The 15,552-nt window shown below is 70.6% G+C and carries 14 protein-coding genes and 2 pseudogenes; 7 read left to right on the forward strand and 9 right to left on the reverse strand.

Features of this window, described 5'->3' with window-relative positions:
- The coding region (locus ACZ68L_RS04075) for a hypothetical protein (RefSeq protein ID WP_469574031.1) at nt 1-184 on the reverse strand (184 nt) is incomplete at its 3' end.
- Nucleotides 185-295: 111 nt separating this feature from the next.
- Between ACZ68L_RS04075 and ACZ68L_RS04080 the strand changes: the two genes are divergently transcribed.
- Nucleotides 296-724, forward strand: coding sequence for a hypothetical protein (locus ACZ68L_RS04080; protein ID WP_469574032.1), 429 nt, complete (start codon nt 296-298; stop codon nt 722-724).
- A gap of 149 nt (nt 725-873) precedes the next feature.
- Here the strand turns inward: ACZ68L_RS04080 and ACZ68L_RS04085 are convergent, their stop codons facing one another.
- Complete coding sequence (locus ACZ68L_RS04085) at nt 874-1,254, reverse strand: hypothetical protein (protein WP_469574587.1); 381 nt, start codon at nt 1,252-1,254, stop codon at nt 874-876.
- Between the two features lie 133 nt (nt 1,255-1,387).
- Nucleotides 1,388-1,851 (reverse strand): annotated as a pseudogene (locus tag ACZ68L_RS04090) (NF041680 family putative transposase); the annotation flags it as partial.
- A gap of 63 nt (nt 1,852-1,914) precedes the next feature.
- Between ACZ68L_RS04090 and ACZ68L_RS04095 the strand changes: the two are divergent.
- The gene (locus ACZ68L_RS04095) at nt 1,915-2,235 is read left to right on the forward strand and encodes a hypothetical protein (protein WP_469574034.1); all 321 of its coding nucleotides are present in this window, start codon (nt 1,915-1,917) and stop codon (nt 2,233-2,235) included.
- Between the two features lie 314 nt (nt 2,236-2,549).
- Nucleotides 2,550-2,780 (forward strand): annotated as a pseudogene (locus ACZ68L_RS04100) (DUF6193 family natural product biosynthesis protein); the annotation flags it as partial.
- A gap of 54 nt (nt 2,781-2,834) precedes the next feature.
- Here ACZ68L_RS04100 and ACZ68L_RS04105 read toward each other — a convergent pair.
- The 3 genes from ACZ68L_RS04105 to ACZ68L_RS04115 are packed head-to-tail and all read right to left on the reverse strand — an operon-like array spanning nt 2,835 to nt 6,912.
- Entirely contained in the window at nt 2,835-3,512 is a 678-nt protein-coding gene (locus ACZ68L_RS04105; protein ID WP_469574035.1) for a response regulator, read from the reverse strand.
- Complete coding sequence (locus tag ACZ68L_RS04110; RefSeq protein ID WP_469574037.1) at nt 3,509-4,864, reverse strand: sensor histidine kinase; 1,356 nt, start codon at nt 4,862-4,864, stop codon at nt 3,509-3,511. Before ACZ68L_RS04110 ends, ACZ68L_RS04105 begins: the two co-directional genes overlap by 4 nt.
- 56 nt (nt 4,865-4,920) lie before the next feature.
- Entirely contained in the window at nt 4,921-6,912 is a 1,992-nt protein-coding gene (locus ACZ68L_RS04115; protein ID WP_469574039.1) for a protein-arginine deiminase family protein, read from the reverse strand.
- Nucleotides 6,913-7,373: 461 nt separating this feature from the next.
- Here ACZ68L_RS04115 and ACZ68L_RS04120 point away from each other — a divergent pair, with 461 nt between their 5' ends.
- Nucleotides 7,374-7,670, forward strand: a complete 297-nt coding sequence (locus ACZ68L_RS04120) for a hypothetical protein (RefSeq protein WP_469574041.1) — start codon at nt 7,374-7,376, stop codon at nt 7,668-7,670.
- A gap of 381 nt (nt 7,671-8,051) precedes the next feature.
- Nucleotides 8,052-8,561, forward strand: coding sequence for a tyrosine-type recombinase/integrase (locus tag ACZ68L_RS04125; RefSeq protein WP_469574043.1), 510 nt, complete (start codon nt 8,052-8,054; stop codon nt 8,559-8,561).
- Here ACZ68L_RS04125 and ACZ68L_RS04130 read toward each other — a convergent pair.
- Nucleotides 8,509-9,879, reverse strand: coding sequence for a peptidase C39 family protein (locus ACZ68L_RS04130; RefSeq protein ID WP_469574045.1), 1,371 nt, complete (start codon nt 9,877-9,879; stop codon nt 8,509-8,511). The two genes, ACZ68L_RS04125 and ACZ68L_RS04130, sit on opposite strands and share 53 nt — an antisense overlap.
- Before the next feature lie 175 nt (nt 9,880-10,054).
- Between ACZ68L_RS04130 and ACZ68L_RS04135 the strand changes: the two genes are divergently transcribed.
- Both ACZ68L_RS04135 and ACZ68L_RS04140 read left to right on the forward strand, forming a co-directional pair.
- Nucleotides 10,055-10,684, forward strand: a complete 630-nt coding sequence (locus ACZ68L_RS04135; RefSeq protein ID WP_469574047.1) for a uridine kinase family protein — start codon at nt 10,055-10,057, stop codon at nt 10,682-10,684.
- Between the two features lie 360 nt (nt 10,685-11,044).
- Nucleotides 11,045-12,949, forward strand: a complete 1,905-nt coding sequence (locus ACZ68L_RS04140; RefSeq protein ID WP_469574049.1) for an AAA family ATPase — start codon at nt 11,045-11,047, stop codon at nt 12,947-12,949.
- 57 nt (nt 12,950-13,006) lie between these two features.
- Here ACZ68L_RS04140 and ACZ68L_RS04145 read toward each other — a convergent pair whose 3' ends face one another.
- Both ACZ68L_RS04145 and ACZ68L_RS04150 read right to left on the reverse strand, forming a co-directional pair.
- Nucleotides 13,007-14,104, reverse strand: a complete 1,098-nt coding sequence (locus tag ACZ68L_RS04145) for a hemolysin family protein (RefSeq protein ID WP_469574050.1) — start codon at nt 14,102-14,104, stop codon at nt 13,007-13,009.
- Entirely contained in the window at nt 14,101-15,471 is a 1,371-nt protein-coding gene (locus ACZ68L_RS04150) for a hemolysin family protein (protein WP_469574051.1), read from the reverse strand. Before ACZ68L_RS04150 ends, ACZ68L_RS04145 begins: the two co-directional genes overlap by 4 nt.
- Between the last annotated feature and the right edge of the window lie 81 nt (nt 15,472-15,552).

The raw sequence follows: 15,552 nt of genomic DNA on the forward strand, positions 1-15,552 counted from the left end.
CGGCGGAACCTTCGCCGAACTCCTTCAACTTTCCCAGGACCGCTGACCACTTGCGCCACGCCCGGCGTCCCGCCACCACGCGGCGGCGGGATGCCTGCATCGCCGAGGAGGAGCCTGTGCCCCGTTCCCCGCCGACCAGTGCACTGGCCCGGCGCCCGCCCGCGTATCCGAACGCGAGGTACACGGCGCCAGGCAGACGAACCCCCTACCCGCGGCGGTTCGGCACTGGGCGGAGCGGCACATCGGACCAGTCACGGCAGTCCGCGACGCCTCGCACGACTGGTACCGCTCCCGCGTGTGGGAGCTGGCGGGCGAATGCGGAGCCCGCTGGTACGTGAAGGTCTCGCCCTCGACGAAACTCTTCACCCGCGAGACCCGCGCCTACCGCCACGTCGTCCCCGCGCTCGGCCACGGCCGCGCGCCGCACCTCGTCGACAGCCGTGCGGAGGACCTGGCTGTGCTGCTCACCGCGGTGCCCGGCGTCCCGGCCAGAAGGTCGTCGGTCGGCTCCGCGTCCCGCAGGGTGAGGGTGAAGGCGGTGCCGGCCGCGGTGGTGAAGCGCACGACATCGTCGCCGGGGTGGGCGTCATCGACGGCGAGGATGTGCGGGCTGCACAGGAGTGCGTCAGCGATGCGGGCGGCGTCGTGGTCGGCGTCGAGCAGCGGGCTCTTGTCGCGGTCGATGGCTGTGCCGAAGCACGATAGTTGTCACCAGGTTCGCTGATGAGCTGCGGTTTCGCGTGGGCGAGGCACGGTAGTTGTCACAGATCGGCGCGCTATGTGTCACCGCCGGCCTCATCGGCAAAGCCGTTGTTCGCCTGCTGCCGTATGGGAGGAAGGTACGGCGGGAGACGCGGTGGCTGGGGGCGACCTTCAGACGCGCGGCCGCCGTGTGTGTTCCAAAGCGTCGCGGGCGGCGAGATAGCCAGCGATTTGGAACGCCAGCTCGTGGGAGCCCATCCTCTCGGCATGGGCCTGCCGCAGCACCACCTTGGTGGCGACCACGACACCGTGCTCGGGCAGGCTCAACTGCTCCTTGATCCCCGCAGCGACTGCGGCGAAAAAGCGCGGCAGATCCCCGGCGGGTTCATACTCCACCGTCAACCCCTCGGCTACTTCGAAGGCGAAGCCCTCGACCGTGGGCTCGAAATCCACCACGATCTCCGCGAACTGCGGTGCGCAGTTCTGCCTTTGATGCAGCACGCGTATGCCACGGATCGGATACGTCGGAAACCGTGGCGGGCCTGACGTCATGCCGCAACGCTACCCCTACTCTGCTTCCCCGCCTCGTCGAACAGGCCATCACCGACAACGGCCTTGGTGTGACACCGGACAGACTGCGAATGCTCCCGTGTACCTCGGCGACCTGCTCTGATCTTGACGTTTCGCCGGTTCGGCGGTGTTTGGTGCCGACTTTGTGGTGGGCGGGGCGGGTTGCCTCGCCGGTAGCGAGGACTCTGCCCACTCATGGCGGGTGGCTGGGCGGCGGCTCTTCGAATCCGGCGGTCGGCCTGGCCCGGGGCGGGGCGGTTTTGGTGCACCTGCTGGGGATCCGGTCTTCGCGTGGAGGTTTCTGAACCCTCTGCGGACGCGGGCGGGTGTCAGTTTGTTCGGCTGGGTCGGTTTCTCCCAGGGCCGCCGCAGGTCGGTGGCCAGTGGGCGGGTGAGCCGGAGCTGTACGTAGGCGGCGAGCACCAGCCAGGTCCACCGGTCGACTGCTTCCGAGCTGCGAAGCCGGGGTTTCGTCCATCCGAGCGTCTGCTTGAATAGGCGGAACGTGTGCTCCACGTCGAAGCGACGCAGGAACGACTGCCAGCAGCGATCGGCATCCGCCGAGGTGGCGCCGGTGCCCACTGCGTTGCGAACGTGCCTGTCACGGGTTGATCGGTTCGCGCATGGGGGTAGTGAGCGTGCATGAATGAAATCCTGGTGGAAGAGAACTTCGCGCGTATAGACGGCCGCGACATGAACGTCATCCTCGACCTCCTCGATGGGCTGAACCTTGAAGCCGAGCCCACTGCGCCACGCAGCAGCGGCAGGGGCCGCCACTGGGAGCTGACCATGTACTGGCAGCCGGCGGGGCCGATCCCGGAGAGTACCGAGGCGGGATTGCCCGACACGGTCGCCAAGATCAGGGACCACTTCGTCGCCGCCGGGAAGCAGCCGCCATCGAGGGTCGCCGTCTACCGTCGGGATGGGTTGGTGCTCTGGAGCTTCCAACTGGACGCCGGGTAGGTGATCGGCCACGGGGCGGAGCGTTCCGGCGCGTCGGATATGAAGCCGCGCGCCCGAGGTCGGCCCCACTGTGGCGAGGAGAAGCACTGCGGGGTGCTATGACTCTGATGTCCATTCACCTTGTGCCCTGTCGCCCGCCGTTCTCCAATGATCTGGTCCGTCACGTGAGGATCGGACCAGATCGGTTGAGACCATGACCAGGCCGAGTAAGACAAAACACTCACGCTCAGTCAGCGTGACAACGCCCGGGTGCCCTGTGCCACCTGATCTTGACCGATTGTCATTGAGAGTTTGACGATCAGTTCCCGTTCCCGAGCCACGGGTGCCTCACCTTCCACCGGAACACGCAGTTCCCTTGGAGCAATGACCTATCGTTCATCGCGGGCGACGCGCCGTGCAGCATGTACGCCCCGCGATACGCGGAGCTTCTTGGTGAGGCGCTTACGCCGCAAGCGGCCGCTGCACTGGCGGTCACTCGCCTCCCCCTGGATTGCGGGCCGGCCGTCGACGGGCCGTGGCCCCCGCCGGGCAGCCGCACCGGCTGAGTCGCCTTCCGGCTGCCCCGGACAGGAACGACGTTCACCGCTAAAAAGATCAAGCTAGCGGACCTGATCGGTGGGTGCCAGACCGGACTCCCAGGCCCAGGCGGCGATGCCGACCCGGTTACGGACGGCCAACTTGCGCTGAAGGCTGGCCACATGGGACTTGACGGTGGCGAGCGAGATGAACAGCTCCTCGCCGATGTCGGTGTTGGACAGGCCCCCGGCCACCAGCGCCGCGACCTCCTCCTCGCGCGGCGTCAGCGGCTCGGCGGGCGGTCTCCCCTCCTGGAGGACCGGTGGGACGAGCCGGTGCAGCATGCGCGCGGTGATCTGGGGGCTGATGAGGGCGTCGCCGGACATCGCCGCACGCACCGCTTCGACGAGCAGCGTCGGTCCGGAGCGTTTCAGCAGGAAGCCCGAGGCTCCGGCGCGGAGGGCGGCGTGTACGTACGCGTCGAGATCGAAGGTGGTGACCACGACGACCCGGAGGGGCGGATTCGCGCCGGGTCCGGCGAGCCTCCGAGTCAGTTCCAGGCCGTCGAGGCCCGGCATCCGGATGTCCGCGAGGATCACGTCGGGACGGAGCCGCAGGGCGGCGTCCAGCGCGGTGACACCGTCCGCCGCCTCGCCGATCACGGTCATGTCGGGTTGGGCGTCCAGGACGAGGCGGAAACCGGCGCGGATGGTCTCCTGATCGTCCGCCAGCAGAATCCGGATGGTGCCGGGGCCGCTCATGCGACGGTCTCCTCGGGTGCGGTGTGCCGGGCGGGGGCCGTACGCTCGTGCCGGCCGGTGGTCGGTGCCGCGCTGTCGGGCAGTGGGAGCGTGGCCGTGACCTGCCAGCCCGCGGTCCCGTGCGGCCCCGCGGTCAGCGCGCCGCCGAGAGCCTCGACACGGTCGGTGAGGCCCGCCAGTCCGAGGCCGCCCCGCGAGCGCTCCGGAAGCGGGGAGGTCCGTTCGGCGGCCTGGTCCCCGGCCTCAGCCGTGTCGGTGACAGTGAGATGAAGGGCCGTACCGCCGCTGTACGGCACCCGCCGGGCGGCGATGCGGACGGCGACGGCGGCGGGAGCGTGGCGGCGTACATTGGTGAGGGATTCCATCACGATGCGGTAGCCGGTCGCGCTGACCTGTGAGGGTAACCCTTCCAGCGCACCGGCGGGCACATCGAGCCGGGCCGGAACGGTTCCGGTGCGGGTGAACCGGGCTGCCAGGGCGGGAAGTTCGCACAGGTCGCGCCGACGGTCGCGGGTGCGGGCGGCGTGCTCCGCGCGGGGCGGCCGTCCGGACGGCTGGGCGGAGGCGTCGCCCGAACCGGCGGCATCCCCCTCACCGTCCCGGTCCTCCTGCGCGTTGAGCGTCCAGACCGTGCGGTCCATCGCGGCCAGCGCGTGCATACCCGCCTCCTCTATCTGCGGCAGCAACCCCACGGCCCGCTGGGGGTCCTCGTGCGCCAGGAGCCGAGCCGCCTGGACGAGGACCACCACACCCATGACGTCGTGTGACGCGAAGTCGTGCAGATCACGGGCCACTTCGAGACGCTGCTCACGACGCTGGTCCGCGAGCGCCCGGCGCCTCCTGGAGTCCTGGCCTCGCAGATACCCACCCAGCGCCACGGCACCCGCCGCCAGCAGGGACCAGAACAGGCACAGCACGCCGGTCTCTGCCGGTGGCGCGGGCGGCATCAGATGCAGGCCGATCCGCAGTGGCAGGGCCGCGACCGCCGCGCCGTGCACCATCGCGCATGCGATCGCCCCGGCCCGCCCGTTCATCCGGCGCACCATGGGCACCAGAAGAGCGAGCAGCGCGCACGTCTCCACGACCCACCACCAGCCCGTGGCATTGACGACCGGCCCCTGGTAGCCGGCCGTCAACACCAAGGAGGCAGCGGCGGCGAGCCCCGGCCACCGCCGGGCCGCAGGAGGCAGCGGCAGGCGGGCCACCGTCGCCAGTGCCGCACCGGCCGTCAGCAGACCCACGGCGACGATCGCGACACCCGCGGCGGGCGCGGTCGCCCACGCGGCGGTAGCCAGGCTCAGGAACAGAAGCCCGCCGAGGACGCGCAGGACGGGCAGATGTCGATCGCTCATGAGCATCGACCCTATGAGACACGGCGGTTCGCCCGGATGGCGGCCGGGGACCGGGCTCAGTCCCGCTCGGTCCACCACGGCCGGGTTCCGGACAGGCTTCGCAGCGCGTTGGTCGCGCAGTGCACCTCCCCGCCGACGGTGCCGAGGTGGTGCGAGTATTCCCAGTCCTCCACCCAGAAGATCCGGGTGCCCGTGCCGCTCAGGGCCTTCTCGGCCGCCCGCTCGAAGACGTCCCGGCCACTGGCCTCCGGGGCGTGCTGGCGTGGCGCCAGGTAGGCCCCGGTGCCGGTGCTCACACCGTTGGCAGCGCCGGGCAGGTAGTTGGCGACCACGTCCCGGCGCGGATACCCGGCGGGAACGTCGAGCCGGTTGAAGAGAGCGGGAACACGGACGATATGGCGCTCGGTCAGCCCCGCTTGCTCGCGAAGGGTGCGCAGAGCGGAGTCGATTCCTTTTCGGGCGATCTCCGTGCCCCGGGTGAGTGAGGGTTTGCGCAACGCCCCGGCGGCCGTGAGGCCGGGATCCTCGGTGTCCGCCGGTGCGATCCCGCGGACGAGTGACTCTCCGCCCCGACCCTGCTCCACGAGATCTCCCAGCAGCTTCCGTCCCAGGTCGGGGTCGGCGACGACGGCCACCCAGCCCCGGTCGTTCCTGGCCGGGACGAAGGACAGGAACTCGTCGATGTGACCGACCCCCAGCCAGCTGGTGTCCACCGCTATCGGCCGCTGGTAGCCCTGCGCGGCGAGCATCCGGGTGAAGGAGGCGTCCGGGGATTCCTTGCCTCCCGTCCCGCCGTAGATGACCCGGCCCACCGGGTAACGGTGGCCTCGCCAGGTGTACGGCGGGAGGGTGCCGAAGTTCCCGGTGGAGCTGAACGAACCGTAGTACTGGCTGTCGTCGCTGCCGACGCGCCGGGGATCGTACTGCTGAATCACTCCCGTGCCGGGGCCGCGGAGCAGCGGGAACACGCTCCGCGAGGCGTCCCTGAGCGGGAAGGCGGGTGTGGCTGTGCCGGGCATCACGTCCGCGGACCGCACGATGACGGTGACGCGGTGTTCCCGGCCGCCCGGCGCGGGGATGGATGCGTAGGCGGTCTTGAACAGGTCCTGCATCCAGACATCGCCGCCCGTGGGGTAGTTGTACAGCGGGGCGGGCAGCCCGGCCCGGTCGAGACCGCGTCGCAGATCGCGGCGGAACGCAGCTTCCCCCGGTTGCACGGGCCGGGGCTGCACGGCGGGGTCGTAGTGCTTGCCGCGCTCCACCTCGGCCGGCTCGGTGCTGTGATCGGCCGTCATCATGTGCTGTATCGGCATCAGGTCGTGCTGGAACACCAGCGGCGCGACCCGTAGTCGTACCCGGTCCTCGGTCACGGCGCCGCCGCGGCCCACCCTGAGAACGATGTCGGTGAAGCCCGCCCACTTCTGGGGGTCGCGTACGAAGTCCGTGGCCTCCACGCCCAGCCGGATGCCGTGCCGCAGTTCGTCGGTGGTCAGCCGATCGTCGGGCCTCAGCACAACCATACGGCCATGGCGCTCGGCGAAGATCCGGACGTGCTCCCGGGAGGCCGGGTCGGCGGCGACGGTGGCGGTGGTGCCGGCCGTGGTGCGCGGGGCGGCGGTGATGTGTACCGGCGCGAGGTCGGCGAGGTCGGCAGGGCCGTTGACCACGGCGTCCGCGGCGTCGTTGCAGTCCGCCAGGCGCCTGTCGGGCAACCGCACGCCTCCGGGGCCCGCGGCGGGGCAACGCCGCTGGTTGTCGTCCACGTTGGGCAGCATCAGCGCACCGCGGTCGCGGGTCCAGGTGTCCTTGCCGGCGTCGTCGTCCGGAGTGATCAGACCGTCCCGGTTCGTATCCGCTCGGATCACCGGTCCGGGAGGCGCGGCGTGCGCTGGTTGTGCCGGGAACGTCCCGGTCATGACCGTGAGGAGAGCTGTTCCCAGTGCGCCCGCGCTCACGGGCACCAGGCGGCAGCGCCGGTGGCGCGGGCGCCCGACGGTGCGGGAGCCGGAGGCGGTGGCCGAGGGAGCCAACGGTGTTTCGTCGTCCATGGCCCCACCCTCGGCCACGGACCGTGGACGGGGCATCCACCCGATGGCTGGTTCCCGTGCGGAAGACGGCAGCCGCCTCATCCTTTCGGCGGATCGGCCGACCGGGATGCGCGGGTCTGGCCCACACGATCGGGAGGGTTCGGGCCGTGACGGTGAGGCCCGCGCGTTCGAGTGCTTCGTAGCCGCGGTGGGTTCCGGTCAGCTGAACAAGCTGGGCGTGCCATTCCTTCTCACACGAACAGGGCACGTCCCACTACGCCGAGTTCCTCTCCCGGAACCGCGCCCAGACCGACACCGCGCTCGACGCGGCTGTCGAGGCCCTGTTGGACCTTCCCTCCCCCCGCCCGCCCGCGAAGGCCCGTGACGAGAACGGACCCGTCTACGTCGAGGGATCACCGTACGGGGCATGGGGAAGCGACTGCCTCGCACGCCCCTGCTTGGACGCCGGCCACGAAGTGGTAATGCCCCGAAGATTCAGTGCCACTGACCCGATCACGGGAGCATGGGAAGACCTCACCGCGGTGTGCAGAGCCTCGCGGCTCCTCGCCGATGTCTCCGGCCCGGAGACCCCACCCGGAACCGCCCTGCTGATCGGCGCCGCCCTCGCGTCCGGCGTACGGATCGCGGCCTTCCACCCCCGCCCCACCTACACCCACGCCCCCGGCCGCGAACCGAACCGGCGCAATCTCGTGATCCAGTACGCCGCCCACGCGCACCTCGCCGACACGGAAGCGGTACGGGCATGGCTGACGTCGTGAACCTCGACGAGCTGGCCACCACCCATCACACACTCGTCCTCGAAGGCCCCGACGGGGTGGGCAAGAGCACCCTCGCGGAGCGCTTGCCGGCGCAGTACGGCTTCCGGGTCGTACACTCCCCCCGAACGCCGGACCACCTCGACCTGGCCACCCGATACCGCGACATCCTCGCCGGCGCCGGCCCTATCCTCTTCGACCGCTGCTTCGTCAGCGAGCTCGTCTACGGACCGCTCCATCGCGGCAGGTCGCGCATCACTTGGAGCGAGGCACTCGACCTGGCCGAGAGCGTGATCGGCCGGGCGGGCCTGTTCGTTCACCTCACCGCGCCTGCGCCCGTCATCCGCGGGCGGCTCCTCGGCCGTGACGGGGAAGGCCACCGGGTTGGACGAGATCACCGCACTCGTCGCCGGCTACCAGCGGATCTTCTCCGCGCTCGCGGAGTACAGCCAGGTACTCACTCTCGATACGACAACGCTCGCCCCACTTAAGCATCGGAAAGAGGGTGAATGGCGCGACATCTCGGCGCCCGCTTCTCTTGAGCAGTTCATCGATCGACTTCCGATCAGCAATGCAAACGGTGGATTGCCTTATCCGGATCTCCTGCGCAAGTCGTGGGACCGCGCCATCAGGCGGCTCGGCCTCCCCGAATACAATCCGCACGACTTGCGGCACAAGTGGACCACCGTGGCCCTGACGAATGGCGTGTCCATTCACGAGGTGTCTCGCTGGCTCGGACATCGTTCGATCAAGGTCACGGTGGACCGGTACGGCCACCTCACGCAGGACGGCCAGGAGCGCTGCCGTCAGGTCGTCGAGACGGCCGTGGCGCCGTACGTGCTCACAGCAGGCCGAACGACTTCAGAACCCGGTGCTGGCTCGGTGCTGGCTTAGCCGGCCAGTACAGGTAGCAGACCCCGCCCGTACCGCTCCTGACCTTGCCGTTCGCGTCGTAGCGCTTGGTGCGGAGCCAGATGTTCTCCCACTCCCGGCGCTTGTAGACCCGGCGCACGGCGTCGTCGTTCGGCGAGGCCGGATCGTTCGCGATCACGTCACCGTCCGCGGTGAATCCGATCACGGTCATCAGATGGCCGGAGGTCCCGTACCCCGCGCCGGTGAGTTCCTCCTTGAGGAAGGACTGCGACGTTATGGCCGGGATGCCCGCCCGGATCAGCGTCTCCAGGTCCCTCAGCGAGCCGAGCCGGGTCACGGCCGCGCTCATGCCGTGGTACGTCGCGGCGTACGCGGCGTTGAACGGCCAGTTGCCGCAGCCCTCGTACTGGTAGTCGTACGTGAACCGGGCGGCGTGACAGACCTGCGGGTCGGCCAGCCCCGGCTCCACCCAGGCGAGGTCCTCGGCGGAGGGCCGCCGTCCCCAGTACTCGATGATCATCTGCGAGGAGGTGGGGCTGCACCAGGCCTCGCCGCCGTTGTCGTACTCCGGGTACTGCCCCGCGTGGATGCTCTGCGAGTAGCGCGGCACCAGGAGTTCCCGAGCGAGGCCGGGGGTGCAGGCGGGCACGGTGAAGCGGTCCGGGATGTCGGACGCCATCGCGCCGAGCCGCCACACGGTGGGCGTGAGACGGGTGCCCGGCGTGCGGTGGAGGGTGAGCCGCAGCCGGTAGGCGTCCAGCCGCAGTCCGCCGGTCGCGTCGTCCACCGAGAAGGTGTCGGTCCAGACGGAGCTCCTGCCGTCGGTCTGGTCGTCCACGGACGTGCGGTGGATGTCACCGTCACCCGCCGCCCAGCGGCCCATGACGTACCACGGTGTCCAGGTGGCGTCCGAGTAGCAACCCTGGAGTTCGATCTGGATCCAGGTGCCCTCCGGAGTGTCGGCGTTCCACGAGGCGATCACCTCGGTCGCCGGGACGGCGGACCGGTGGACGGGCGAGGTCCAGGTCGCGTACTCCCAGGTGGAGGTCCTGCCGGTGTGCGGATCCGGGTAGTCGGTGCGCCCCTCGGCATGGCCGATCACCAGGCCGGGGCGGCGGCCCGCGACGGCCCGCGTCCCGGCGCCGGAACCGCTGCGCCAGTCCCGGTACGTGTGCCAGGCGTGGTTGGCCACGGAGGAGGCGCCCGCCGAGGGGGTGCGGGGCGGGGCGGCGGAGGGGACGGCGGCGTTCGCGGAGCCAGCGGACGACACCGTACCGGCGGTGGCAGCCGCCGCGAGCGCGGCGGTCAGCACGGTCCTGCGCGAGGTCGGTCTGTTCATGGGCGAGACCCCCGGTCGTAAGCGGAATGGGGTTGCGGGTGCACGACAGTGCGCCAACTATCGCGGGTCGTGGCCGGATTCGGCCAGCGATTCGCCCTGCACCGAGAAACCAATATTGGTCTGGTCCACTGGCGTGACCTGCGCTTGCTTCCGAGCGGCTCGTAGGCTGGGGCGCATGAACGACCTCGCGCTCCTCGCCACCCGGCTCCGCGCCCTGGCGCCGTCCTGCGGGCCGGTGCGGCTGATCGCCGTCGACGGCCACGCGGGATCGGGGAAGAGCACCTTCGCGTCCCACCTCGCCGCCGCGCTCGACGGCGCCCCCGTCCTGCATCTGGATGACCTGGCCACCCACGAGTCCTTCTTCACCTGGGTGGACCGGCTCCGGGAGCAGGTGATCGGGCCGCTGTCGCGCGGGGCGCGCGGGCACTACGCGCCGTACGACTGGACCGCGCGGACGTTCGCGGCGCCGCGCACCCTGGAGCCCGCACCGGTGGTCCTGATCGAAGGGGTGGGGGCGGGCCGCAGGGCGCTCCGCCCCCACCTGGCGGGGCTGCTGTGGATGGATCTCGCCGCAGCGGAGTCCTGGGGACGGGGCCGCCGTCGGGACGGGCCGGCTCTTTCGGCCTTCTGGGACGGGTGGACGGCGGCCGAGGCGGCGCATTTCTCGGCCGATCCCTCGCGCTCCCACGCGGATGCTCTGATACGGCAGTTGCCTGTGGGGTACGAGTGGCTGGAGGGGCGCGGCGCGGCAGCAGGAGCGAACCATTCCGTCACGGACCGTGAGCGCGTTGTGCCGTCGTTCTGAGTGCCCGGAATTCGGCCCGGAAGTACCTCAACTCCGCTTGACCCGAGGGCGGTACAGGTCTTACGTTCTCAATGTGCGGCTTTTCGGAGCCCTCGCAGACACGAAGCCCCCGGTTGTTCCCCCGTGATCGGGGGCTTCGTTCTGCCCTCGCACCCCCTCCCACACACCGGTTCAACGGATTCCGCTCACCCTCGGTCACGGTCTCCCTTCTGCCTGCGACGCTCTTAGTCGCACACTCCCTGCGCAGGTACGATGCCTCTCGGTGCGGTCAATTCCCGTCCGTGGCACAGCGATTCGGCGCGCCTCGGCGGGCGGGTCGTGCGGCGGGACATCCTGGGGGCACGGTTTGTGGGGGACCAGATGGATATCGGCACGCAGGGCGCACAGGCCCCGGCCGAACTCGCCTGGCTGCGCGGCGTGGACGCCTACACCATGGGCGCCTACCCACAGGCCGAGGAGGAGTTCAGGGCTGCGGTACGGATCGATCCCGGCATGGCGGACGGCTGGCTCGGCCTCCATGCGCTGAGGATCGACACCACGACGGCGCTGCTGCGCATGTACCGTCATCGCGACCGCTTCGGCGAGCAGCGCACCCGCCATCGGCGCACGCTCAACTCCTGGTACTGGCTGGGCTGGTGGGTGCAACCGGTGCTGGAGAGCCCGCGCGATCTGCTCCTCGCGCACGCCTCGCACTGGCTGGACGGGCGCCATGTCCCCGAGCTGGACCGTGCGCTGGCCGGCCTGCCGCCGGTGGACGCGGACCCGCAGGTGCGCTTCCTGCATGCCTGCCGCTCCTATCTGGTCAAGGACTGGGAGCAGCTCGTGCGCAACACCGAGCAGCTGATCGACGATCCGATGCTCGGCATCGAGGCGGGGCTGTTCGGCGGGATGGCACGGGTGCGGCTGGAGATGTACGGACAGGCCGAACCGCTGCTCTCCACCGCGCTGATGCGCTGCCGGAGCGAACAGCCGCAGCGCAAGGAGCTGCGCTACTGGCTGGCCCGCGCGCACGAGGGCACCGGCCGCAGCGCGGCCGCCCTGCCGCTCTACCGGGCGGTGCACCGGATCGACCCCGCGTTCATGGACACCTCGGCACGGCTCGCCGCGATCGCGGACTACGACGGTCTCGACGGCAGCGACGAGGCCGGTCTCACCGCCCTGTCCCTGGCCGGATTCGGCACGGACGCCGCGGCGGAGGCGCAGCCGGACGGGGAACCGCTGCTCGGCACCGATCTGGTGGACGGCCGGGAGCTGCGGCCCGGCGGCGAGATCCCGGGGCTCATGGGCATCGGGATGCCGCCGTCCGACGGAACGCGACGCAAGACGGCGGTGCCCGGTCAGCCGTCGGCGCCTTTCCCGGCCGGGTCCAGCGATCCGGTGCTGCTCGCCGAGGCGCTGGCGGAGCTGGAGCGCATGGTCGGTCTGGAGCCCGTCAAACGCCAGGTCAAGGCGTTGTCCGCGCAGCTGAACATGGCACGCCTGCGGGCCGGCCAGAAGCTGCCCGTGCAGCCGCCCAAACGCCACTTCGTCTTCTCCGGCCCGTCCGGCACCGGCAAGACCACGGTGGCCCGCATCCTGGGCCGGGTCTTCTACGCGCTCGGTCTGCTGGGGGGTGATCATCTCGTCGAGGCCCAGCGCGCGGATCTGGTGGGCGAGTTCCTCGGGCAGACCGCCGTGAAGGCCAATGAGCTGATCGACTCGGCCCTCGGCGGCGTGCTCTTCGTCGACGAGGCGTACAGCCTCTCCAACACCGGCTACAGCAAGGGCGACGCGTACGGCGACGAGGCCCTCCAGGTCCTCCTCAAGCGCGCGGAGGACAACCGGGACCATCTCGTCGTCATCCTCGCGGGCTATCCGGAAGGCATGGACCGGCTGCTGGCCACCAATCCGGGGCTCTCCTCACGGTTCACCACCCGGGTGGACTTCCCGAGCTACCGGCCGCTGGAGCTCACCTCGATCGGTGAGGTGCTGGCCGCGGAGAACGGCGACGCGTGGGACGAGGAGTCCTTGGAGGAGCTGCGCTCCATCAGCGGCCATGTGGTCGACCAGGGCTGGATCGACGAGCTGGGCAACGGGCGGTTCCTGCGCACGCTGTACGAGAAGAGCTGTGCCTACCGCGATCTGCGGCTCTCCGGTTACGCGGCCGAGCCGGGCCGCGACGACCTGGTCACGCTGCGGCTGCCGGACCTGATGCAGGCGTACGGCGAGGTGCTGTCCGGCCGTGGGCCGGTGGACCGGGGGCCGCAGGAGCCGCCGGCGCTGTGACGTGGGCGATGCCGGAGGGCCGGGGTCGGTCCTCCGGCATCGCGGAGCACGGCGTGGTCAGCGGACCGATACGGTGAGTTCGCCGTGGCCGGTGGTCGTATCCGCCGCCCGGCGCGGTACGGAGACCCGGTGGGCCGGGTCGCGTACCTCACCGACCAGCATCTCCAGCACGTCCTCCATGGCGACCAGGCCCAGGACCCGGCCCGACGCGTCGGCGACCTGCGCCAGGTGCGTCGCCGCGCGGCGCATCACGGTCAGGGCGTCGTCCAGGGGCAGCTCGGCCCGCACGGTCGCCATCGGCCGCCACACGTGCTGGGGGACGGCCCGTTCGCCGTCCTCCAGGTCCAGGACGTCCTTGACGTGCAGATAGCCCATGAACGGGCCGCCGCCCTCCGCGCACACGGGAAAGCGCGAGTAGCCGGTCCGTACGGTCAGCTCCTCGATCCGGCGCGGGGTGACGGAGGGGTCCACCGTCACCAGTGAGGCCCGGCTGAGCAGCACATCGGTGACGGGCCTGCTGCCCAGCTCCAGCGCGTCCTCCAGCCGCTCCTGCGCCTCCGGCTCCAGCAGCCCGGCCTGACCGGAGTCCTCGACGAGCCGGTTGAGCTGCTCGCTGGTGAAGACGGCCTCCACCTCGTCCTTCGGTTCGACGCCGAAGAGCCCGAGCACCAGCCGGGCGCAGGCGCCCAGCGCCGAGGTGACCGGGCGGCAGACACGGGCGAAGCCCACGAGGCCGGGGCTGAGCCAGAGCGCGGTCTTCTCCGGCGCCGCCATCGCGAGGTTCTTCGGGACCATTTCGCCGATGACGAGGTGGAGGAAGACCACGAAGACCAGAGCCAGGACGTAGCCGAGCGGATGGATGAGGCCCTCGGGCAGGTGGATCGCCTGGAAGACCGGCTCCAGCAGATGAGCGACGGTCGGTTCGGCGACGGCGCCGAGGGTCAGTGAGCAGACGGTGATGCCGAACTGGGCGGCGGCCATCATCTGCGGCAGGTTCTCCAGTCCGTACAGCGTCCGGCGGGCCCGGCCCGAGCCGGCCGCCGCGAGCGGTTCGATCTGGCTGCGCCGTACGGAGACGAGCGCGAACTCGGCTCCGACGAAGAAGCCGTTCGCCAGCACGAGAAGCCCGGCGAAGAGCAGTTGGACCAGGCTCATCGCACGGCCTCCAGGGCGTCCTGGGACAGCGGGGCCGCGGTCACCGGATCGGCCGCCTCCACCATGCGTACGAAGCGGACCTTCTCGGCGCGGTAGTGGCCGACCTGGCGGACGGAGATCCGCCAGCCGGGCAGTTCGGCCCGGTCACCGGGGGCGGGGATGCGTCCCAGCAGATCGGCGACGAGGCCGGCCACGGTCTCGTACGGGCCGTCGGGTACGTCGAGTCCTATCCGGCGCAGGGTCAGGACCCGGCAGCTCCCCTCGGCGTCCCAGGCCGGGCGGCCGTCCTCGGGAACGGCGGGGGCCAGTTCGGGCCGGTCGGCGCCTTCGGCGTCGTGCTCGTCCCGGACCTCGCCGACGAGTTCCTCGATGATGTCCTCAAGGGTGACCACTCCGGCGGTGCCGCCGTACTCGTCGACCACGACGGCGATCGGCTGCTCGTTGCGCAGCCGTTGGAGCAGTTGTTCGACGGGCAGGGTCTCCGGCACCAGCAGCGGCGGTACGGCGATCCGGCCGGCCGGGGTGCGCAGCCGGTCCTGGGCGGGCACGGCGAGCGCGTCCTTGAGGTGGATCATGCCGATGACCTCGTCGATGCGCTCCCGGTAGACCGGGAACCGGGAGAGGCCGGTGGCGCGGGTGAGGTTGAGGACGTCCTCCGCGGTCGCCGAGGACTGCAGGGCGCTGACCTTCACCCGCGGGGTCATGACGTGCTGGGCGGTGAGTCCGGCGAGCGACAGGGTCCGTACGAAGAGATCCGCGGTGTCCTGTTCGAGGGTGCCGGCCTCGGCCGAGTGGCGGGCCAGGGAGACCAGCTCCCCGGGGGTACGGGCGGAGGCCAGCTCATCGGTGGGTTCGACGCCCAGCAGCCGCACCAGCCGGTTGGCGACGGTGTTCAGCAGGCTGATCACCGGCCGGAGAGCGGCGGAGAACCGGTGCTGGGGGCCGGCCACGAACCGGGCCACCTGGAGCGGTCGGGAGACCGCCCAGTTCTTCGGCACGAGTTCGCCGATGACCATCTGGACGGCGGAGGCCAGAATCATCCCGATCACCACGCTGATGCCGGACACGGCACCGTCGGGCAGGCCGGTGACGGTGAGGGGGCCGTCCAGCAGCTGGGCCAGTGCCGGTTCGGCGAGCATGCCGACCACCAGTGAGGTGATGGTGATGCCGAGCTGGGTGCCGGAGAGCTGGAAGGAGAGTTCACGCAGGGCTTCGACGACGGTGCGGGACCGCCGGTCGCCCTCTGCGGCGGCGCGCTCGGCGTCCGGCCGCTGCACCGTGACGAGCCCGAATTCGGCTGCCACGAAGAATCCGTTGGCGAGGATGAGAAGGAACGCTGCACTGAGCAGCAGCAGGGGGGTGGTCATTCCGCCGCCTCCGGGGAAGGGGCGGCGCAGGTACTACCGGACGATCCGTCCATTGCTGGAAGGAGTCACTCCTTGGGTCGC

This window comes from Streptomyces sp. NPDC104309, from assembly GCF_055584025.1.